The organism is Cupriavidus sp. 22TCCZM01-5 (assembly GCF_057798915.1).
Genome location: NZ_JBYOJR010000014.1, coordinates 1 through 20257, shown reverse-complemented (window position 1 = coordinate 20257; position 20257 = coordinate 1). Strand labels below are relative to the sequence as shown.

Sequence of the window (20257 nt, the reverse complement as noted above, 5' to 3'; positions counted from 1 at the left end):
TCGGTTGGCCGGCACGCCGGCCTGCAAGATTGGGTTCAGGCCGCAAGGCCGACGCCGAGATAGCGATCCTTGACCGCCTCATCGGCGCGGAACGCGTCGTTGCTGCCGGTGTAGACCACCCTGCCCTGTTCGATGATCACGTGGCGGTCGGCCAGCTGCGTGCACACCTCCAGGTTCTGCTCCACCAGCAGGATCGGCACGCCTGCCGCCTTGATGACCTTGAGCTGCGCGACGATCTCTTCCACGATCACCGGCGCCAGGCCTTCGACCGGCTCGTCGAGCATCAGCAGGCGCGGATGGTTCATCATGGCGCGGCCGATGGCCAGCATCTGCTGCTCGCCGCCGGACAGCTGGGCGCCGCCATTGGTGCGCCGCTCGCGCAGGCGCGGGAAGATGCGGTAGATGTCCTGCAGCTGCCAGGGCGAATCGCGGCGCGCCGCAAGCCTGAGGTTTTCCTCGACCGTCAGCAGCTTGAAGATGCCGCGGTGCTCGGGCACCAGGCACAGCCCCTCTGCGGCGATCCGGTGCGGCGCCATGCCGGCGACATCCTTGCCGCGGAAGACGACGCGGCCGCCCCGGGGCCGGACCACGCCGGCGATGGCCTTGAGCGTGGTCGACTTGCCGGCGCCGTTGCGGCCGAGCAGCGTCACCACTTCGCCTTCGCCAACCGCCAGCGAAACGCCTTGCAGCACATGGCTCTTGTCGTAATAGCCATGAATGTCCTGTACGTCGAGCATCATCCCTTGCCTCCGGTAATCATGTTGCCGAGATAGGCGGCACGCACGCGCGGGTCGCTGCGCACGACCGCGGGCGCGCCTTCCATCAGCACCTTGCCTTGCTGCATCACGGTGACGGTGTCGGAGATGTCCATCACGATGTCCATGTTGTGTTCGATCAGGACCACGGTGTGGTCCTGCGCGAGTCCGCGGATCAAACGCTTCATCGCGCCGAGGTCGTCGACGCCCATGCCCGAAGTCGGCTCGTCCAGGAAAATCGCGCGCGGCCGCGCCGCAATCGCCATGCCGACTTCCAGGCGCCGCTGCTGGCCGTGCGAAAGCACGCCCGCTGGGTTGTCGGCGACCCGGGTCAGCTCCAGCCGCTCCAGCACCTGGTCGACGACGTCGGCGCAGGCCAGATCGCCGGCCGGCAGGCGCCACCCGTTCATCGCCTTGCGCGGCGACGTGCCCAGCGCGGCCAGGCGCAGGTTCTCGCGCACGGCCAGGTTCGGGAACAGACTGGTCACCTGGAACGAACGGGCGATGCCGCGCTGGACCCGCTGGTAGTCGGTTTCGCCGGTGACGTCCTTGCCGTCGAACACGATGCGGCCGGCGCTGACTGCCTTGGTGCCGGTCAGCATGTGGAACAGCGTGGTCTTGCCGGCGCCGTTCGGGCCGATGACCGAATGGATCGTGCCGGACATCACGCGCAGGTCGACGCCGCCCAGGGCCATGAACTTGCCATATTGCTTGACGATGCCGGTAGCTTCGAGAATGGGCGTTTTTTTTCCGGGGTTCATGCGCGTTCCTCCTGCGTGACGGGAGCGCGGCGCACGCCGCGCAGACGATTCCACACCGAGGCGCCCAGCCCCCACAGCCCGCGCTGCATGAACAGGCTGACCGCGATCAGCAGGAAGCCGAGCAGCATCAGCCAGCGCGGCCAGAGCGTGGACAGCCAATCCGCCAGCAGCACATAGAAGGCGGCGCCGAGCACCGAGGCAAAGATGTTGCTGGTGCCGCCGATCACGGTCATCACCAGGATCATCTCGCTGGCGTGGTAGTCGATATTGGTCAGCGGCGCGATGCCGGTCAGCATGGCGTGCAGCGCGCCGGCCAGCCCGGTGACCGCGCCGGAGACCATGAAGGCCAGCAGCTTGAACGCCTTGATGTTGTAGCCGACCGCGAGCGCGCGCTCCTCGTTGTCGCGGATCGCCAGCAGCGTGCGGCCGAGTACGGACTCGGTCACGCGCAGCACCAGGAAGAACACAGCCAGGAACACCACCGCGACAAAGCCATAGAACTGCCACGGCGAGGCCAGCGAGACCAGGTCCTGACCGGCCACCGACAGCGGCGGACGCGGGATATCCAGCAGGCCGTTGTCGCCGCCGGTAATGCCGGGCGCGGTGTAGGCCAGGAAGTAGAACATCTGCGCGAACGCCAGCGTCAGCATCACGAAGTACGTGCCGCGCTGCCGGATCGCGAACCAGCCGACCAGCGCGGCGGCGGCCGCGCCGATCACGATCGCCAGCAGCAACGCCAGCGGCATCGGCAGTCCGGCGCGCGTCAGCGCCAGCCCCACCGCATAGCTGCCCAGGCCGAAGAAGATGCCCTGGCCGAACGACAGCAGGCCGGTGTAGCCGAGCAGCAGGTTGCACGCCATGGCCGCCATCGCGTAGACCAGCACTTCGGTGGCAAGCGTGCCGGAGCGCATCGTCAACGGCAGCAGCAGCGTGACGCCGAGTGCCAGCCACCAGAAGCGGTAACGCACGAGCCCTTGTTTATCCATTGCCATCATCCCCTCCCCAGCAAGCCATGCGGACGCAGCAGCAGCACCGCGGCCATGGCGACGTAGATCATCAGCCGCGCGCCTTCCGGCCACAGCGTGCTCATCAGGCTCTGCACGACGCCGACGAGCAGGCCGCCCACCAGCGCCCCGGTAAAGCTGCCCATGCCTCCCACCACGACCACGATGAAGGCCACGCCCAGCGCCTCGACCCCCATGAAGGGTTCGGCGCCGCGGATCGGCGCGGCCAGCACCCCGGCAATCGCCGCGGTGGCGGCGCCCAGCGCGAACATCAGGCTGAACAGGCGGAACACATTGATGCCGAGCAGCGACACCATCTCGGTGGATTCGCTGCCAGCGCGCACCGCGCTGCCCAGGCGCGTGCCTTCCAGCAGCCACCACAGGCCGATGGCCAGCAGCCCGGTGAAGCCGATCACGAACAGGCGGTACTTGGGATAGATGAAGTCGCCCCACATCACCACACCCTGCAGCGCGTCCGGCGGCGGCACGTCGACGCCGAGCGGACCCCAGCCGACGATGATGAGTTCCTGCACGGCCAGCGCCAGGCCGACCGTGACCAGGATGTGGAACTCGTGCGGCTGCGCATAGACATGGCGCAGCATGACCTTTTCGGTGAGCCAGGCCAGCGCGCCGATCACGATCGGCGCGACGACCAGCGCCACCCAGAAGTTCAGCCCGATCTGCAGCGCCTGGAAACAGAGATAGGCGCCCAGCGCATAGAACGCGCCATGGGCGAAATTGACGAAGCGCAACAAGCCGAACACGATCGACAGCCCTACCGCCAGCAGGAAGTAGAGCATGCCGATCCCGACGCCGTTGATCACCTGCAACAGATAGACGTTCATGAGTCGTACGAATGTGGGAAGCCGCCACGCCGCGCGCGGCCGCGCGGCATGGTGCTTCTGTGTGCTTCGGTGTGCTGTCCGCCGGGGCGGCTGCCCCGCACGGCCTCAGGACATCAGGCCATCTTGCACTGGGTCTGGTCGACCGGCAGGAAGGCCTTGCCGACGCTGACGACGTCGGCGTAGTCGTCCTTGTCCTTCATGCGCGACCTGGCCTTGCCCTTGAGCAGGTAGTAGTTCTTCAGCACCTGGTGGTCGGCGGCGCGGATTTCCTCGGGACCGGTCAGGCCCTCGTACTTCATGCCTTCGAGCGCCGCGACCACGGCCTTCGGATCGGCGCTGCCGGCCTTGATCATGCCGTCCACCAGGATCTTGGTGCAGATGTACGAGCCCGCCAGGCTGTAGTTGGGATTGGCCTTGAACTTGTCTTGGCTGCGCTTGACCAGCTCGCGGTTCAGCGGGGTATCCACGCCGTGCCAGTACTGCGCGCCGAAGTAGACGCCCTCGCACAGGTCGGCGCCGAGCGACTCAAACTGCTCCAGGCCCGACGCCCACGCCAGCAGGATGGTGGTGTTCTTCTTCATGCCGAAGCTGACGGCCTGGCGCAGCGTGTCGGCGGACTGCGAACCGAAGTTCAGGATCAGCAGGACGTCCGGCTTGGCCGCCAGCGCATTGGTGAGATAGCCGCTGAACTCCTTCTCGGTCAGCGCGTGGTAGCTGTTGCCGACATGCTCGATGCCTTTTTCCTTGAAGATCGTCTTCGCCGCCGATAACAGGCCCTCGCCAAACACGTATTGCGGCGTGATCGTGTACCAGCGCTTGGCCTTCGGCATCGACTCGATCAGCGGCCGCACGGTGCGCTCGATCGCGCCGAAGGTCGGTACCGACCAGCGGAACGTGGCGCGGTTACAGTCCTTGCCCGTGATCTCGTCAGCGCCGGCCGTGGTCACGAACACGCCGCCGAACTTCTCGGCCTCCTTGCCCATGGCGAGCGACTCGGACGACAGGATGCCGCCGGCAAAGTAGCGCGCGGACTTCTGCTGGGCCAGTTCCTGCACCTTGCGCACTGCGGTGGCAGGCTTGCCTTCGGTATCGAGCACGCTGTACTTCAGCGGCCGGCCCAGCACCTGGCCGTACTGCTCCAGGGCCAGACGCATGCCCAGGTCCGCGAATTTCCCGTTGGCGGCAAAGGCTCCGGACATGGGGACGGGGCAGCCGAACTCCAGGGCCTCGCCGGCGGCAAAGGCGCTGCGGGCATGGATCAGGGAAGTGGGGACGGCAGACAGCGCCGCCAGTTTCAGCAGGTCACGACGATTCAAGGCTCACTCCTCGGTATGTGGGGATCGGGCTGCACGGGGCGAAAGTCTGGACAACGCCATGTCATCGGCGCTCCACCGTCTCCCCGACATGCTGGTGACTTTCGCCCGGCTCCGATACCGACCGAGCAAGAATCGAACCTGTTTATTCTATTTATGATGATAAATAGAATAGAATTATCTTAGGAGTCGGCCGGAACCATTGTCAACAAACGGAAAGTCAGGGTTTACGCACGCTCCGGACCGGCGCCTGACGGGGTATTTCGCTGTACGGGACCGGCGCTCACGCGTAACAGGAACGGTGCAGGCACGCGTTGTTGCCGGGCGGCACGCACCGAGCCGGGGCAAGCCGGTGGCGGCTTGCGAAGCGCGCTGGCACCGCGTGCGCGCACAATGCGGATGGAATCAACGGCGCTGGTTAGAATGGCGGCGCCCACGGGCCGGCAGGCTGCGTGGCGAAAGACAAGGAAAGAGGCAATGGCGACGTTTCGGGAGGGCAAGACCGGCGCCATCGAGATCCGCAAGCAGAAGCGCGCGGACCTGGTGGCGGAAGAACTCAAGCGGCTGATTACCCAGCGCAACCTGCGCCCGGGCGACAAGCTGCCGCACGAGCTCAAGCTGCAGCAGATGTTCTCGGTCAGCAAGAGCACGATCCGCGAGGCGCTCAAATCGCTGGAGGTGCAGGGCCTGATCAGCGTCAGCACCGGGCCGTCGGGCGGGGGCACGATTGTCGAAGTGCCGCTGGACCGCACCTTCCAGCTGATGCAGAACTACCTGTTCTTCAAGGACGTCGGCATTGCCGACATCTATACCGTGCGCCGCCTGCTGGAACCCGAGCTGGCGGCCGGCGCGGTGCCGCACCTGACCGAGGACGACTTCAGGGCGCTGGAACGCACCATCGACCTGTGCGACCCGGCATCGGCCGCGGCCGCGACGCCGTTGCTCGACCAGCGCCAGGAAGACCTGACCTTCCACGACATCCTGGCGGCGGCCAATCCCAACCCGATGCTGCGGTTCTCCTGCGAGCTGATCAACGAGATGATTCGCCAGCTGGTGGTGTTCGGCAACGACACCCCCGCCTGCGAGCACGAGAAGTTCGGCGCGGCCAACGTCGTCTTCCACAAGCGCATTGTCGAGGCAGCGCGCCAGCGCGACGCCGGGACGGTACGTGCGCTGATGTCGGCCCACATGGAAGAATGCACGCACTACGTCACGCGCATGAACGGCCGCGTGCATGGCCGCCTGGTGCTCGACTCCGAAATGCCGCGGCGCGGCCGCATCCTGCCGGCGGACGACGACGAGACCGAATGAGCCGGCGGCGCTGGCCAGCGCCGGCACCTCCTACTTCCTGGCCCGCCGCGTTGGCGCTGTGCGGGCCCAACAGTGGTTCATGCTCAGCGAAACGATCGACGCGCAACGCTGCCTCGCACATGGTGTGGTAGATGCGCTGCACCCTGATGCCGAGCTTGCCGGTGCGGCCGAGAATCTTGCGTTGCGCCTGGCGCAGGCCGCGACCGCGTCATTGGCCGGAATCAAGACCTTGTGCAGCGGCCTGCCTGCCCGTGACTTGCAGGCACACCTTGCACTTGAGCATCAGCTACTCACAGCCCGGGCCAGTAGCGCTGATGCACAGGAAGGCGTGCGGGCTTTTGTAGAGCGGCGTGCGCCACGATTCACCCGGGATTGATGTTTCTGCTGCGTCGACCTTCGCGGCTTGGTCTAGAAAAGTTGAGGGTCTCTGCTGCCTCACTGATCTTGGCCTCGGTCGAACTGCTTCGTCTCGTAATATGTCCATCACGGGGGCCAACCAAAGTACGATCCGATTGAGTTCGGTGGGGCCGCCACGCGCGGCCGAGGCGAATGACCCTTTTTCGGCCAGCGCGGATGTTCGATCTGGCACCTCCAATGCCTGAGAAGGGTCGAGCGAAGACCGTCGAATGACCGCTCTGCCCAATTCCAACTCTGGCGTACCTTCTTCGACGGCAGGAAGGCCCCCTACCTGACAGCGCAGACTTGGTTTCCCTTCACCCGGAAGGAGGCCATCATGGAAACCACCCTCCAATCTACGCGCCAGATCCCTTGGAACAAGGGACGGTTGACGGGCCAGAAACCTCCGCTGAAGTTGAACGAGATATGGGCAATACGAACCCGACTTCAGTTCACGTCAAACATTCGGGAGCTGGCGATGTTCAACCTTGCCATTGATAGTAAGCTGCGCGCGCGTGACTTGACTCGCCTGCGCGTACAGGACATCTGCGTCGGCAACCAAGTTGGTGCCCGTGCAACGGTGATGCAGCAGAAAACGCACCATCCCGTACAGTTTGAGATCACCGAACAGACACGGGAAAGCGTTCAATGCTGGATTCGAACGCGAGGGCTGAAGCTCGCCGATTATCTCTTTCCGAGTCGCCTGCATTCATCCCCGCATCTTTCGACACGACAATATGCACGGATCGTCCACCGGTGGGTCGCCTCTATCGGCCTGGATGATTCAGCCTATGGAACGCATTCGATCCGGCGTACCAATGCCTCTCTGATCTATCGACGCACGAAGAACCTGCGTGCAGTTCAACTGCTTCTCGGGCATACCAAGCTTGAAAGCACTGTGCGCTATCTTGGTATCGAAGTGGACGACGCGCTCGAAATGGCAGAACAGACGGAAGTGTAGCTGAGTGAGCTTGGCCGGCCAGCGGTCGCTTGCCGGCCACGAAGGGACCTTGACCCGATGCGTCCGAGAGACATTCGCATGACGGCATCGTTCAGCAAACGGACGTTCGATCGACGGACACCGCTTGTTTCAGACTCTTCAGATGTACGATTGTCCGACGATGGCCGCAACGCTGCCATCTTTGGGGAATGAACAACAGAGATCTACCGCTTACGGTAAGTCGGCCTTAGGCTCGAAGTTCTAGCTGGCGATGCCGTTCATTGTCCAGTTCCTGGCAAACTCCTCTTTTACCAGAACGGTCTGCGCAGCGCCCCACTCACCGCCGTCGGACCTTGTCTGGCCCTCTGGCGACACGCGGTTGTAGGCGTAGCGGGCGCCTACCGAGGCCCTGGCTCACCCGGTCGACCAGCCCTTCCGCGCGTCGAGCGTCGCCTCACACGCCTTGATGCAAGAGGCGAAGGCTGAAAGGTTCAAAGCGAGTGGCCGGATTGGTATTTCTTTAGGAAGACTAAGCTCCGCAACTATCTTCGGGCGCAGTTTCCGCGACCTTTAAAACGAACCCGAATACCGCGCCCCTCGGCCGGTTCGGCCAGGCGTGCAGGCGCCCGCCATGCGCCTCGAGGATCGAGCGACAGATCGACAGGCCCATGCCCAAACCTTCGGCTTTGGTCGTATAGAAGGGCTGGAAAACCTGCTCCGTATCGCCAGGCAGGCCGACACCGACGTCGTGGACCGTGACCACTACCTCACGCGCCGGACTTACCGCGGTGCGTACAATGAGCTCGCGTGAATGCTCGACGATCTCGCGCATTGCCTGAACGGCATTGATCACGAGGTTCAGCAACACTTGCTGGAGCTGGATCTTATCGGCCCACACCAGGGGGAGTTCGGTTTTCAGGATGACTTTGGCGCGCTCCAGTTCGCCAGCAAAGAGCGGAAGCGTCTCGGCGATCATCTCGTTAAGATTGATCCGCTGCGCTTGAGGCCCGGTCTTGCGCAGCATCGCGCGCATGCCCGCAATAACGCTGCCCGCACGTTCCCCTTGTTCGACAATGGCACCAAACGCTGCGACCGCCTGCTCGACGTCCGGTTGCTTGCGATTGAGCCACCGTAGCGCCGCGCGTGCCTCGATGGTCAATGCCGCAATGGGTTGGCTTACCTCATGGGCGATTGACGCTGTCAACGCGTTAAGTGTCATGACGCGACTTGCGTGAGCCAACTCCTCCTGCGCCTGGCGGAGGGATTCATCTGCGCGCCGGCGTTGCTCGGAAAGCCGGCTGTTCTCAATGGCACTGGCCGCCTGGAACGCCAGCAGCTTGATCACTTCGATCCGTGCCGGAACGAATACCCCTGGCGCAAGTGCGTTCTCAAGATAAAGCAGCCCGCCCAGCCGGCCTTGATTTAGCAGCGGCAGGCACAGCAACGAACGTGCGCGGCGTTGGCAAACAAACGGGTCAGCGGAGAAGGCCCCGTTGGCGGAGCCATCGTTTATCACCACGTGCTCGCGAGAATCCAACACGTGCTCGATCATCGCCATCGGCATATCGGCAGCGTCAAGCGGGCGCACGGACAATGTCACCATGACCGCTTCATCACGAACGGCAGCTTCGGCTGCCACGTGATGTTCAGCGCCTTCGGGCAAGATGAGCAGCCCGCGCGTCGCGCCGGCCTGCTCGATCGCGGTCCGGATCAGCGTCGCCAGGAGCCGCTCCAGCCCGGTCTCGCCCGAAATCGCCTCCGAGATCGCGATGACAGTGGCCAGGTCCAGATGCTGGAGCGGCGCGCCAATCGTGCCCATCGACGGCGTTGAGGCAAGCGAGGCTCCCGCTTCGGCTGCCAGCAGGGGATATTGCATGTCGAGCTGCCAGACCTTGGCGTCTGCACCCCAACGCATGTAACTGTGACGCGCCTGACGCAAGTACACCATCGCCACGTTATCCAGTTCCCGATCCAGATAAAAGCGCGCCGCCAGCTCGTTTGCCAGGGCCTGCATGTGGATCAGGTCGCTCTCACGAGCCGAGGCGATAGCCGACTCATACCCATGCATCGCTTCGATGTCGCGTCCTTCGAGCCGGGCAATTTCCGCCTGGACCAGCGTGGCCCGGTGCGCAAACGTCGCCGGACAGCGTCGTGCCCATTGTGCCAACTGCCAATGGTGCCCGGCTAGGGCGGGAAGGTGCGCTGCCAGTTCGCCTTCGACGGCCGGATTGCAGCACGCCGCGCGCGCGAGCGCGGCATAAAAATGGTATTCGGCCTGCTCGAAATAGCCTGGCGAGGTCCACAGAAGTGGGTGCGCCTGCGCTGCCGCATCCAACGCCTCTGCGGGGGCGCCAGCAAGATAGCGTGCCTGAAGCTTGCGTATCCAGTACCAGCATGACACCAGAAGCAGGCCCACGTCGCCGCGCAACCGGGCTTCGAACGAGGCTTCGCTGAAATCCTTGGCGTCGAAGCGGCCGAAGACCGGCGTCAATCCGCGCAGCGTACGTATGAGCTGGCGCTGTGGTGCAAGGCGGTCTGCTACAAGCGTGAATCGCGGCCCCCATGCGAACACGCTGCCCGAGTCGGCATCGCGCTGAACACTGCCAAGCGGATCGCCGATCGCCAACGCATGCGTCATCAGGTTGCTACGGATGTACGCGGCATAGGTGAGATCGCCGATCTGCTGTGTCAACTCCAATGCCTGACGTAGCAGGCAGCGCGCGACCCGCAGCGGCTTGGACCAGTGCAGAAGATTTCCGCCGACGACTTGATATACGCGTGCGCGTATCCGATCAATGCCCTGCCGTTCCGCAACCTCTATCGACAGACGCGCGAATGCGACGTCGGCCGGCTCCTGGGTTGACGCGGCCACGCGCAGCATCGCCACCCATGCATAGGCCAGGGCAGATTCGTCGCTATTGCCATGCGAAACGCTCAAGTTGACCATGCGCAGCACCACAAGCCTGCGCAAATGATCGTCGGTGTACCAGGCCGGCTGCACGAGCGCAATCAGCACGCGCATCGTGGCGAGCGCGCCAGCGTCCGTCATCGGGGGCAGCGAGGCCAGTTCGGCGATCTCGCGGTCGCCGAGTTGGCGGGCAAGCAGCGCCTCCTCGTGCGCCAATGCCGTTGCATTGGGATGCGATGCCCATTCGATCCCGGTACGCTTCAGGTAGGCAAGGCCTACCGTGACCGCTTCGGCACGGCGCCCGCCGGTCATCAGCAAGCCAAGCTGGAGCTGCGTGAGGACTGCCAGCGCGGTAATCGACGAGGTGCGCGCGGCCAGTGCCTCCAACCGATGCTCGGCGCGCGCCGAGTCCCCGCTGAGAAACTCGCATTCGGCCATGTGCAGTGTCAATGCGAAGGCGAGCGCCTCGTGCCGGGAAAAGCCGTCATCGCCGAGCAGTGCAAGCCCTAGCGACAGATAGTGCAGCGCCGCGGTGTTGGCGCATGCGGACTTGGCGCGCAGGGCAGCGGCCAGGTTTAGTTCCGCGAGCCTGTCGCGCTCTTCCTGTGCCTCGATGTTGTCGGTTGCGCGGTTCAACTGTCCGACGATGGTAAAGACGTTCGCGTCAACCTCGTCGGACGGCGTGCGCTCCAGCAGCAGTCGGCCAACACGCAAATGGAACGCCTGCCGCGTCGGCTCGGCGATGCGCGAATAGGCCGCTTCGAGGATGCGATCGTGGGAGAAGCGCAGCACATTCTCCCTGCACGAAACCAGCCCCGCCTGCACGGCTTCCCGGACTGCGGGCTCTAGTTCGCCGGCGTCGCCGGTCCAACTGCGCGCCAGGGTGTCGACGGTGGTGTCGTTGCCAAAGCAGGCGAGCAGGGCCAGTGCGGAGCGGGTGCTGGCCGCCAGCCGGTCGATCCGGCCAACCATCAGCGATACCACGTTGTCGGTCAGCGCCTTGGCTGCGATCTGGCCGAGATCCCAGGTCCAGCGTGCCGCACCGTTATCGAAGTGCAGCAGCCCCTCGTGGGATAGTTCACTGATGAACTGCGTGGCGAAAAACGCGTTGCCGGCCGTCTTCTCCATCACCAGTCGCGCAAGCGGCGCAGCCGTGTCGGTGTCGCAATGGAGCGCGTCGGCGACGAGCTGCCGCAGGTCGGGTTCGTCGAGGCAACCCAGCTCGACCTGGGTCACTGCGGCGCCATCCGCGCGTAACGCATCGACGCGTTGCATCACGCCCTGGCCGTCCCCGACCTCGTGACTGCGATAGGCGCAGACGACCAGCAGGTCTGCTGTGCCCGGATCAGTGAGCATCTGGTGCAGCAGCGTGACGCTTTCGTCGTCGAGCCACTGGATGTCGTCGAGGCACAGCGTCAGCGGTCGCGCAGTTTTCGCAAGAGCGGCCACGAGGTTGCGCAGCGCGAGCTGCACTTGGGGACGCGTTTCGCGCGACGGCGTGTCGCGGATCCACGGTACCGGACCAAGTAACGTCTTCAGTTCGGGCAGCAATGGCGCAAGCGCACCGGCGTTCGGCCCCAGCGCCTCCGCGATGACAGTGCGCCAAGGTGCCATGCCGGCGGCGTGATCAGCCAGTCCGATCCGCAACAGGCCGCTGACCGCTCGGGCGAGCGCCGCATAGGGCAGCCGTACGCCCGCATCGACGGGCGTGTCGGACGCTACGTCACCCGGCGCATCGGAATTGCCTGCGGCATGGATTCCGCCGCGCCCTGCAACCGCGCGGGCAAACGTCCGCATGACCGACGTTTTGCCGACGCCAGAATGGCCGGAGACCATCACGATCTCGCTGCGTCCCGTGGAGGCCACACGCTCGTAAGCTGCCAGCAACGTGGCCATGGCTTGCTCGCGACCATAGAGGCGGTCGGGTATGACAAAGGCGTCCGAAAAGTCGCGCTGCCCTAGCGCGAACGATGCAATCCGCCCATGCGCCAACAACGCCTGTCGGCAGTGCTGCAGGTCGCGCACCAGCCCTGCGGCAGTCTGATAACGTTCCTCAGGAGCTTTCGCCAGAAGCTTCATGACAAGCGCCGAGACCATCGCAGGCACGCCCGGGGTGCGCTCTGCCGGCGGGGACGGCGTGCGCGCCAGGTGTGCATGGACCCAGTCAAGGGGGCCGCTGGCGACGAAGGGCAGCACACCAGTAAGCAACTGGTAGAAGGTCACGCCAAGCGCGTACAGGTCGCTTCGTTCGTCGATGGCGCGATTCATCCGGCCTGTCTGTTCTGGCGACATATAGGCCAGCGTGCCTGAGATCTCACTGATTTCCGCTCGCGGTTTGGCGCTGCGCTGCACTCGCGACGCGATGCCAAAGCCTAGCAACCAGACGTGGCGCCGGTCCGGAGCCACAAGGACATGGGAAGGCTTCAAATCTTTGTGGACCAAGCCGCGTTGATGGAGATGACTGACGGCCGTGGTCATGGCCACGGCAATGTCGAGAAACGTCGCTGGGTCGATCGGCCCACCCACCAGGTGAGCGAGTGGCTCACCTCCCGGATCGTCGAGTAGAAGCACTGCCGTATCGCGCTCGCACAGCAGACTTAACGGGCGGGCGGCCCAAGTAGCATCGAGATCGTCACGAAGAGCATATTCGTGAGCAAGCCGGTCAAGCGCGGCCGGCGTGCAATGCTTGTCGGCAGGCCAGACACCGAGCACGGGTACCTTGCGACCATCGTCCTGCATCAGCCAGCCGCGGCCAAACAGCCGGTCGCCTGCCTCCCATGTGGAATCAAAGCCTGAGCGTACTCCTGCTTGGGGGAAAAGCATGGAAAGCACCGTTATCGGGAACAAATGTGCAAAAAAACGCCTAGCTTGCAGGCGCAGCGGGGAGGCTACATCTTAGCAAATCACCCCTGTCAAAACATGGTGGATGGCTGATGACTGCTGGGTTGGGTTGGACATGATCACATGTCAGTCTTCGGTGGGCCGCGCAGTAAACACGTTAAATACCTCTACCGGTCCAACGCCCTGAAAAGGCAGCATGCTTTTGCTGTCACGAAGGCGACTGGCAAAGGCGGGATTTGCTATGGTCAGGAGCAGGTCAATTTTTCCGCGTATGATCCGATTGCTAGAATCGTCTTGCAAACTAGCCTAGTTGTCTCTTTTTTTATTGTGCAAACACTAGCAGAAATCATGCGATTCGAAGTCCTCGCGATCGTAGAACGCACCTCGACATGCATGATGGAGCGTGCCAAGCCAAAGCGTGCGCCCATTGTGCGACGGGCGACAGCGTTTGGCGGATGGCTGTTGTTGGGAGGAATGATCACGTCCGTTCAGCCAGCGTGGGCAGCTTACCCAGACCAACCAGTCACCATCGTCATACCTTATCCTCCGGGGGGGCCGGCGGATCTTATGGCGCGCCCACTTAGCGATGGCCTGCAAAAGGCCTTGGGAACGCCTGTGGTGCTTCAATACAAGCCCGGTGCAGGCGGACAGATCGCCTTGCGACACCTACAGCGCGCCAAGAACGATGGCTATACCCTCGTGCTCGCCCTTGCTGCCTACGCGATCGGGCCACTCGTGAGTAGGTCGGCGGGCTATGACCCCGTCAGCGATTTCCAACCAGTTTCTCTCATAGCAAAGCAACCATTGGTTCTCTATGTGGGAGGCACTTCGAGAATCACGTCTGTATCCGACCTTATCGTGCGGGCGAAGTCTCATCCGGTTACCGTGGCATCGTCTGGATACGGAAATACCAGCCATCTCGCCATAGAGTTGCTCTCGCAATCTGCCTCGATTCGAGTGACACATGTTCCGTACCACGGCGGCGTCCAGGCGGTCATGGCAGCGATTAGCGGTGATGTGGACGCAGTCTTCGCCGGAGCCGATAGCCTCAGACACGTCAAGTCCGGGAAGTTGCGGGCACTGGCGATTGCGAACGACGCGCGTCTAACGATAGCGCCCGAGACGCCCACCTTTGCAGAGGCCGGATTGCAAAATATGTTCGTCACCGGCTGGTATGGCATTCTGGCCCCCAAGGGGACCTCGAAGGAGAGAGTCGAGAAACTTGATGTAGCGGTGAAGCAGGTCCTTTCCGAGTTGTCGAAGAGCGAGGTACTCTCGGGTTACGGTTTCAAAGTCGTGCACGCGGGCCCTTCGGATTTCCAGGCGTTTATTCAGCAGGAGCTTGCGCGTTGGAGCAGGCTGATCGTTGACCGCAATCTTGTTGCGGATGAGATAGAGGGTGGAAAAGCCGGCGTTGCCGGCAATGTTCCACGGTAAAAGAAGTTCCCGCCAGCGGCGGGCCAAAGAATACCGTTTCCTTCGGTTGACGCTGAACCGACACCCAGCCCGTGGCCCTGTCGACTATGACAAAGCCCGTTGTTCTGGGACGGGATGCGACGATAGGCCGATCACCGTTCGATGAGCATGAGTGACCGCTGAAGTTTTGAGTGCGGCCGTTGCCTTCGCCGCGACCCGAATGACGGCAGTGGGTCGAGGCCGTGTGGAAACGTCTCTCGAATCGCATCAATGCGCATCCAGGGCGGAGCCTGATTTATCGAATTTTCGGCCAATCCGGTCGAGGGACGACGTCGAAACGGGTGCGAACAGCGCTAGTGGGCCCCTGAGGGCGATCTTCAGCCCATTTTGGGGCGCAAATGGGTGCTTACGCACCCACCAGGCGCATTGCCTTCATTGTTTTCGAGAACCCGAGAATTCTAAGCACGCGCTTGAGGTTATACGCCAGAACATGCAGGCTCATTTCAGTGCCTACATTCGGTAGCCTGCGTGTCAGGAAGTGCGTGTAGCCCATCCAATGTTTGAAGGTTCCGAAGACATGCTCGACGGTTCGCCTGCGAACCGTCATTGCATCCGGCGTCTTATCGAGCCGGCGCTGGACGGCCTCCAGCACTTCCTCATGCTCCCATCTGGAGATGCGCCGGTAGGGACTTGGCGTGCACTGCGATCTCATGGCGCACTGAGGACAAGCACTGCTCCAATAGCGGCGTAGCCGCAGTCCATGTTCTTCTCTGGTGAAGCGGTATATCGCGCGTTCACCAGCGGGACATTGATACTCGTCGTCTCGGGCAATGTAGATGAAGTCCGCCCTATCAAACCGACCTCCCGCCTTCGCGCTGGATGTCGTGGGCTTAGGCAAGATGGCAGCGATGCCAGTATCGGCGCACGCCTTTATCTGGTCAAGGCGATGCATCTGCTGGCGCAGTTGCGCAATCTTCTCGCGCAGTCGAGCTGTCTTGAGTTCCAGTTCCGCCGGCTGCGTGCGATCCGCAGTCTCCAGGGCGCTGAGATACCGCTGGATGCTTTCCTCGATTTGCTGCTGGCGCTTGTCGACCTTGCCCGCCGTGAAATTGCGGTCACGCGTGTTGACGGCTTTGAACTTGCTGCCGTCGATGGCGACTAGCGACTGCGAGAACAACTTTAAATCGCGGCACAGAACTACGAAACGACGGCAGACATTGCGAATGCCTGTGCTGTTATCCCGGCGGAAGTCTGCAATCGTCTTGAAGTCCGGCGCCAAACGGCCGGTGAGCCACATCAGTTCAACATTGCGCTCGCATTCGCGCTCCAGGCGGCGACTGGACTGGACCCGATTCAGGTAGCCATAGATGTATATCTTCAACAGGACGGCCGGATGATATGAGGGGCGACCTGTAGTCGAGGGATTGGCACCTTCGAACCCGAGCGACTCGAGATCCAACTCTTCAACAAACGCGTCGACGATCCTGGCGGGGTTGTCCTCGGCGATGAAGTCATCGAGGCATTCTGGAAGCAGCGTAGCTTGCTTGCGATCTTCTCCCTCTATGAATCGCTTCATCCGATCCCCCAATCTGAATGCGTTGATCCAGTCTAGGTGATCGAGACGTTTTCACACACCCTCGGTCGAAAATCGACGCTCCTTCAGTGCCTACGCCGCCCGTTCATACGCCGAGGCTGCCGGCCAGTCTTTCAGCCAGCCGCTCGCGTCGGAAAGTTTCGACCACGTAATCAATAAATGCCCTTGTCTTCGCCGGTAACAACGCCCGCGTCGGGTAATAAAGCGAGATGACACCGGCATCCGCGTACCACTGAGGCATCAGCCGCACGAGTTGCCCCCGCTCGATCCACGGCAACACGTCGGGCAACGCGAGCATGGTCACGCCCAATCCCAAGAGCGCTGATTCGCGCATGGCAACCGGATCGTTGACGACGATGCGCTCTGGCAGCACGGCCGCGACTTCGTCTCCAGCGACATTGCGCATCGTCCACTGCCTGACGCGGCCGGTGCGGGCTGCGCGCATGCATATCCCTGCCATGGCATCGAGCATCGACGGATGCGTGGGCAATGTCCGGCCATGCAGGTAGGCGGGCGAGGCGACCGGGACAACGTGTGCAGGCGCCAGCGCCCGCGACACAAGCCCCGGAGCCAGTTCGAAGCCGCCTCCTATCGCGACGTCGTATCCCTCACCGATGAGATCGACGGGCCGGTTCTCGAAGTGCCACTCCGGTCGGATCGCCGGATATTGCTCAAGGAATGCAGGAAGCAGCGGCAAAACGTGGCTGACCCCAAAAGCCGGGGAAAGGCTGACCTTCAATACGCCGGACGGTTCGCCCTCCTCCTCGGACATGGCCGCAATGGCCGCCTGGAGGCTGTCGAGATTCCCGCCGATGGCCGCCAGAAAGCGCTCGCCGGCTTCGGTCAGCGTCAGTCTGCGCGTCGATCGCTGGAATAGCCGAACGCCGAGATTTCGCTCAAGCATCCCGACATTCCGGCTCACGGCCGAAGGCGTCAGCGCCAGTCGCCTTCCGGCTGCCGAAAAGCTGCCGGTCTCGGCACTGCGCACAAATGATTCAAGGTTGGCGAGGGTTTCCATGACGGTCAGTTTGCACGATTGCTTGAAGATGATTCCAACCACTTACGACTAATCATAATAGATCAGGCCAACCATACTCCGTTCACACCTTTCGCATCACAACCAACGGAGTATCACCATGCAACAGCAAACCCTTCCCCTCGCCGGCAAAACCGCCCTCGTTACCGGCGGCTCGCGATCCATCGGCGCCGCCATTGCCCGCCGCCTCGCAGCGGACGGCGCCCAGGTGGCGCTGACCTATAGCGCATCCCCCGACAAAGCCGCCTCTGTGGTCCGCGACATCGAGGCCCATGGCGGCCGCGCCATTGCCATCCAGGCTGACGCTGGCGATCCGGCCGCCGTCCGCGCATCGGTTGCGGCGACCATCGAGACGTTCGGCGGCATCGACATCCTGGTCAACAACGCCGGGCTGGGCGCTGGCGGCGCGATCGAAGAACTCAGCTTCGAGACCTACGAACGGATGATCGCCGTCAACGTCACCGGCGTCTTTGTAGCCACCCAGGAGGCCATCCGGCACATGAAGACCGGCGGCCGGGTGATCCACATCGGCTCCTCGATGACGCGCTATGCGGCCTTCCCGACCGCGTCGCTGTACACGCTGACCAAGAGCGCCATCTCGGGGTTCAGCCGTGGCCTGGTGCGCGATCTTGGCCCCCGCGGCATCACCGTCAACACGGTGCATCCGGGCCCGACCGACACGGACATGAATCCCGATGGCGGTCCGGTCAGCGAAATCGTCGGGCCGGGCATCGCGGTGGGCCGCTACGGCCAATCCAGCGAGATCGCCAGCGTCGTGGCGTTCCTGGCAGGCCCGGAAAGCGCGTTCGTCACCGGCGCCGAAATTTTGGCCGATGGCGGCTTTACCGCCTGAATCAGGAGAAGATCATGTCCAGTTCATTTCACAAGTCGATCGGCATCGTCGGTGCGGGCGCCATTGGTATGGCCATCGCACAGGCGCTGGCCGGGCACGGCATCCAGGCGGTGATCGCGAACAGCCGAGGGGCGGAAAGCCTAAAAGACATCGTCGCCACCCTGTCCCCCACAATCCGGGCGGGCTCACGGGAAGAAGCCGCCGCGGAGGACATCGTCATCGTGGCCGTCAACTGGTCCAAGCTCCCCACCGCGCTGGCGGGGCTTCCCGACTTCGGAGGCCGCATTGTCATAGACGCGAACAATCCGATCGAAGCCCCGCTGTTCAAGCCCGTGGACCTGCTTGGGCGGCTGTCCAGCGAGATCTTTGCTGACCTGGTACCTGGCGCACGCGTCGTCAAGGCGTTTAACCATCTCCAGCCACACCTGCTTTCTTCGGACCCGCAGGCCGATGGCGGCCGGCGCGTCCTGTTCTATTCCGGCGACGACCAGACGGCCAAGGCCGATGTCGGTGCGCTGATGGATCAGCTCGGCTTCTTCGGATTGGACCTCGGACCGCTCGCGGTAGGTGGGAAGCTGGCTCAGTTTCCCGGCGGTCCCCTGCCCACGCACCACTTCGTCAAGTTCAGCTAGGGAGCATGACGATGATGGGCGAACACGATGGGCGGGACGCATCCCGCGGCCGACACGAGCAACCACTGGCATCGTGGGCAGCGGTGGCCTCGGTCGGCGTGGGTGCATTTGCGCTGGTGACCACGGAATTTCTTCCCGTGGGACTGCTGCCGCAAATCGCACGGGATGTCGGCATCACTGAAGGGCAGGCCGGGTTGATGGTCAGTGTGCCCGGCATGGTTGCGGCACTCTCCGCGCTAATGACGATTGCGGTAGCCGGGCGCTTTGACCGCCGCAAGATCCTCTGGGTTATGCTTGGGTTGCTCGCAGCCTCCAATGTGCTGGTCGCAACGGCCGTGAACTTCCCGATGCTGCTCGTAGGCCGGCTACTGCTCGGGATTGGTGTCGGTGGATTTTGGACAATCGGCGGCTCACTCGGACCGCGTCTGCGCACATCGGTGGAAGGCCCAAAAGCAACGGCCATGATCTTCTCGGGCGTGTCCCTGGGTACGGTAGCAGGCGTTCCTGCCGGCGCGCTGCTTGGCAACCTGTGGGGATGGCGCATGGCGTTTGCCGGGTCGGCGACCATCGCAATCCTGGTCGTCATCGGCCTGATCGCCCTGCTACCACGCATCACGCCGCAGGCGTCATCCGGACTAGGTGCGGTGCCGTTGGTCCTGAAGCGTCCCCTGGCCCGTGTTGGCCTGTTGGCCACGGTGCTGATATTCCTCGGACAGTTTTCCGCGTACACATATATTGCGCCTTTCCTGACTCGGGTATCCCACATCGACGCCACGTCGCTGAGTGTCGTGCTGCTCGGGTATGGCATCGCAGGCTTCTGCGGCAATCTGTTTGGCGGTTGGACTGCCGCGCGCAACAGGCGTGTCGCGGTGATGATGATGGGTTCGATCCAGGGCAGCGCCATTCTGTTGCTGATTCTGATGGGCGAACATGCCTGGCCGGCAAGCGCCGCAGTTGTGGCGTGGGGCTTTGCGTTCGGAATGCTTCCGATCGCGATGCAGACCTATCTGTTCAGTGCGGCACCAGAGCACATGGAGAGCATTGCTGCTTTGTTCGTGTCGATTGCACAAGCGGCCCTTGGGTTCGGTGCACTGATCGGCGGCGGCCTTGCCGACCACCTTGGCGTGGCGAGTGCGCTCTGGTTCGGAGCCGGGGCTGCGCTACTGACATGTTTGCTTGTTGGCGTCACAGACGCGTCCCCAGTGGCTTCAACAGGCGCTGCGCATTGACACTGGCATGCAGTGGCGGGATTCGCCGCTGCATGCCTTGACGACGGTGGCTAAACTCGGGAAAGGACTACATGGGCCGAATCCGGCCATCTCCTGCCGCTCGTTGGCGTGTGCCCGCAGGCACTCAAATGGCCGTTCCGCAGTAGACAGCAGTCGCTCTCTCGCTAATCACCTTCATCGCGTCGTCGGCAAATGCGGAAGCCCGTTTCATGGGCAAGCAGCTAACGACAGAATTCACGGACAGCCAGCGGGAGCCAAGCAGCGCATCGAGCAGACCCTTCCTTTTGACTGCTGTGCGGGAAAGTGATAACAGGCTTGCGGCCAGCTACAGGAGATCCTACGGACCTATCCGGAAATTTGTGTACGAGGCATATCATGAGAGGTAATGACCATGGATATGCCGATGAAGAAGAAACGTACGGT

At 63.0% G+C, this 20257-nt stretch carries 15 protein-coding genes; 7 read left to right on the top strand and 8 right to left on the bottom strand.

Going from position 1 to position 20257, the window contains the following annotated elements:
- Nucleotides 1-35: 35 nt before the first annotated feature.
- The 5 genes from AC3FNH_RS15130 to AC3FNH_RS15110 form a co-directional block, all read right to left on the bottom strand.
- Complete coding sequence (locus AC3FNH_RS15130) at nucleotides 36-740, bottom strand: ABC transporter ATP-binding protein (RefSeq protein WP_276101178.1); 705 nt, start codon at nucleotides 738-740, stop codon at nucleotides 36-38.
- The gene (locus AC3FNH_RS15125) at nucleotides 737-1516 is read right to left on the bottom strand and encodes an ABC transporter ATP-binding protein (RefSeq protein WP_488720614.1); all 780 of its coding nucleotides are present in this window, start codon (nucleotides 1514-1516) and stop codon (nucleotides 737-739) included. The genes AC3FNH_RS15130 and AC3FNH_RS15125 overlap by 4 nt, the downstream gene beginning before the upstream one ends.
- Nucleotides 1513-2508 carry a branched-chain amino acid ABC transporter permease gene (locus AC3FNH_RS15120; RefSeq protein ID WP_488720613.1) on the bottom strand — a complete coding sequence of 332 codons (996 nt, stop codon included), beginning with the start codon at nucleotides 2506-2508 and terminating at the stop codon, nucleotides 1513-1515. Before AC3FNH_RS15120 ends, AC3FNH_RS15125 begins: the two co-directional genes overlap by 4 nt.
- Nucleotides 2508-3365: a branched-chain amino acid ABC transporter permease gene (locus AC3FNH_RS15115; RefSeq protein WP_276101176.1), complete on the bottom strand. Its 858-nt coding sequence runs from the start codon at nucleotides 3363-3365 to the stop codon at nucleotides 2508-2510. Before AC3FNH_RS15115 ends, AC3FNH_RS15120 begins: the two co-directional genes overlap by 1 nt.
- A 113-nt stretch (nucleotides 3366-3478) precedes the next feature.
- Complete coding sequence (locus tag AC3FNH_RS15110) at nucleotides 3479-4681, bottom strand: ABC transporter substrate-binding protein (RefSeq protein ID WP_276101175.1); 1203 nt, start codon at nucleotides 4679-4681, stop codon at nucleotides 3479-3481.
- 474 nt (nucleotides 4682-5155) lie between these two features.
- Here AC3FNH_RS15110 and AC3FNH_RS15105 point away from each other — a divergent pair, with 474 nt between their 5' ends.
- The 3 genes from AC3FNH_RS15105 to AC3FNH_RS15095 all read left to right on the top strand — a co-directional run bounded on the left by AC3FNH_RS15105 (nucleotide 5156) and on the right by AC3FNH_RS15095 (nucleotide 7346).
- On the top strand, nucleotides 5156-5989 hold the full coding sequence (locus tag AC3FNH_RS15105) for a FadR/GntR family transcriptional regulator (RefSeq protein WP_276101174.1): 834 nt from the start codon (nucleotides 5156-5158) through the stop codon (nucleotides 5987-5989).
- A complete protein-coding gene (locus tag AC3FNH_RS15100) occupies nucleotides 5913-6365 on the top strand; it encodes an enoyl-CoA hydratase/isomerase family protein (RefSeq protein ID WP_488720612.1) in 453 nt (150 codons plus the stop codon). Before AC3FNH_RS15105 ends, AC3FNH_RS15100 begins: the two co-directional genes overlap by 77 nt.
- A 357-nt stretch (nucleotides 6366-6722) precedes the next feature.
- Nucleotides 6723-7346, top strand: a complete 624-nt coding sequence (locus AC3FNH_RS15095; protein ID WP_488720611.1) for a tyrosine-type recombinase/integrase — start codon at nucleotides 6723-6725, stop codon at nucleotides 7344-7346.
- A 508-nt stretch (nucleotides 7347-7854) separates the two neighbouring features.
- Here AC3FNH_RS15095 and AC3FNH_RS15090 read toward each other — a convergent pair.
- The gene (locus AC3FNH_RS15090; RefSeq protein ID WP_488720610.1) at nucleotides 7855-13056 is read right to left on the bottom strand and encodes a trifunctional serine/threonine-protein kinase/ATP-binding protein/sensor histidine kinase; all 5202 of its coding nucleotides are present in this window, start codon (nucleotides 13054-13056) and stop codon (nucleotides 7855-7857) included.
- 141 nt (nucleotides 13057-13197) lie between these two features.
- Here AC3FNH_RS15090 and AC3FNH_RS15085 point away from each other — a divergent pair, with 141 nt between their 5' ends.
- Nucleotides 13198-14511, top strand: coding sequence for a Bug family tripartite tricarboxylate transporter substrate binding protein (locus tag AC3FNH_RS15085; RefSeq protein ID WP_488720609.1), 1314 nt, complete (start codon nucleotides 13198-13200; stop codon nucleotides 14509-14511).
- Between the two features lie 385 nt (nucleotides 14512-14896).
- Here the strand turns inward: AC3FNH_RS15085 and AC3FNH_RS15080 are convergent, their stop codons facing one another.
- The gene (locus AC3FNH_RS15080; RefSeq protein WP_488720608.1) at nucleotides 14897-16066 is read right to left on the bottom strand and encodes a transposase; all 1170 of its coding nucleotides are present in this window, start codon (nucleotides 16064-16066) and stop codon (nucleotides 14897-14899) included.
- A gap of 103 nt (nucleotides 16067-16169) precedes the next feature.
- Nucleotides 16170-17102: a LysR family transcriptional regulator gene (locus AC3FNH_RS15075; protein ID WP_488720607.1), complete on the bottom strand. Its 933-nt coding sequence runs from the start codon at nucleotides 17100-17102 to the stop codon at nucleotides 16170-16172.
- A 118-nt stretch (nucleotides 17103-17220) separates the two neighbouring features.
- Here AC3FNH_RS15075 and AC3FNH_RS15070 point away from each other — a divergent pair, with 118 nt between their 5' ends.
- Genes AC3FNH_RS15070 through AC3FNH_RS15060 form a run of 3 tightly spaced genes read left to right on the top strand, consistent with a single transcriptional unit; the run spans nucleotide 17221 to nucleotide 19834 of the window.
- Nucleotides 17221-17973 (top strand): 3-oxoacyl-ACP reductase family protein, encoded by a 753-nt coding sequence (locus tag AC3FNH_RS15070; protein ID WP_488720606.1) that lies wholly within the window; start codon nucleotides 17221-17223, stop codon nucleotides 17971-17973.
- 14 nt (nucleotides 17974-17987) lie between these two features.
- Nucleotides 17988-18605 (top strand): NADPH-dependent F420 reductase, encoded by a 618-nt coding sequence (locus AC3FNH_RS15065; protein ID WP_488720605.1) that lies wholly within the window; start codon nucleotides 17988-17990, stop codon nucleotides 18603-18605.
- Between the two features lie 11 nt (nucleotides 18606-18616).
- Nucleotides 18617-19834 carry an MFS transporter gene (locus AC3FNH_RS15060; RefSeq protein ID WP_488720604.1) on the top strand — a complete coding sequence of 406 codons (1218 nt, stop codon included), beginning with the start codon at nucleotides 18617-18619 and terminating at the stop codon, nucleotides 19832-19834.
- Nucleotides 19835-20257 lie beyond the last annotated feature (423 nt).

What these genes read in the sequence shown, in the direction of transcription:
- AC3FNH_RS15085 (WP_488720609.1), top strand. Translation starts at nt 13,198, where the DNA reads ATGTCAGTCTTCGGTGGGCCGCGCAGTAAACACGTTAAATACCTCTAC.
- AC3FNH_RS15060 (WP_488720604.1), top strand. Translation starts at nt 18,617, where the DNA reads ATGATGGGCGAACACGATGGGCGGGACGCATCCCGCGGCCGACACGAG.
- AC3FNH_RS15115 (WP_276101176.1), bottom strand. Translation starts at nt 3,365, where the DNA reads ATGAACGTCTATCTGTTGCAGGTGATCAACGGCGTCGGGATCGGCATG.
- AC3FNH_RS15120 (WP_488720613.1), bottom strand. Translation starts at nt 2,508, where the DNA reads ATGGCAATGGATAAACAAGGGCTCGTGCGTTACCGCTTCTGGTGGCTG.
- AC3FNH_RS15070 (WP_488720606.1), top strand. Translation starts at nt 17,221, where the DNA reads ATGCAACAGCAAACCCTTCCCCTCGCCGGCAAAACCGCCCTCGTTACC.
- AC3FNH_RS15105 (WP_276101174.1), top strand. Translation starts at nt 5,156, where the DNA reads ATGGCGACGTTTCGGGAGGGCAAGACCGGCGCCATCGAGATCCGCAAG.
- AC3FNH_RS15100 (WP_488720612.1), top strand. Translation starts at nt 5,913, where the DNA reads ATGGCCGCCTGGTGCTCGACTCCGAAATGCCGCGGCGCGGCCGCATCC.
- AC3FNH_RS15080 (WP_488720608.1), bottom strand. Translation starts at nt 16,066, where the DNA reads ATGAAGCGATTCATAGAGGGAGAAGATCGCAAGCAAGCTACGCTGCTT.
- AC3FNH_RS15090 (WP_488720610.1), bottom strand. Translation starts at nt 13,056, where the DNA reads ATGCTTTTCCCCCAAGCAGGAGTACGCTCAGGCTTTGATTCCACATGG.
- AC3FNH_RS15125 (WP_488720614.1), bottom strand. Translation starts at nt 1,516, where the DNA reads ATGAACCCCGGAAAAAAAACGCCCATTCTCGAAGCTACCGGCATCGTC.
- AC3FNH_RS15075 (WP_488720607.1), bottom strand. Translation starts at nt 17,102, where the DNA reads ATGGAAACCCTCGCCAACCTTGAATCATTTGTGCGCAGTGCCGAGACC.
- AC3FNH_RS15095 (WP_488720611.1), top strand. Translation starts at nt 6,723, where the DNA reads ATGGAAACCACCCTCCAATCTACGCGCCAGATCCCTTGGAACAAGGGA.
- AC3FNH_RS15130 (WP_276101178.1), bottom strand. Translation starts at nt 740, where the DNA reads ATGATGCTCGACGTACAGGACATTCATGGCTATTACGACAAGAGCCAT.
- AC3FNH_RS15065 (WP_488720605.1), top strand. Translation starts at nt 17,988, where the DNA reads ATGTCCAGTTCATTTCACAAGTCGATCGGCATCGTCGGTGCGGGCGCC.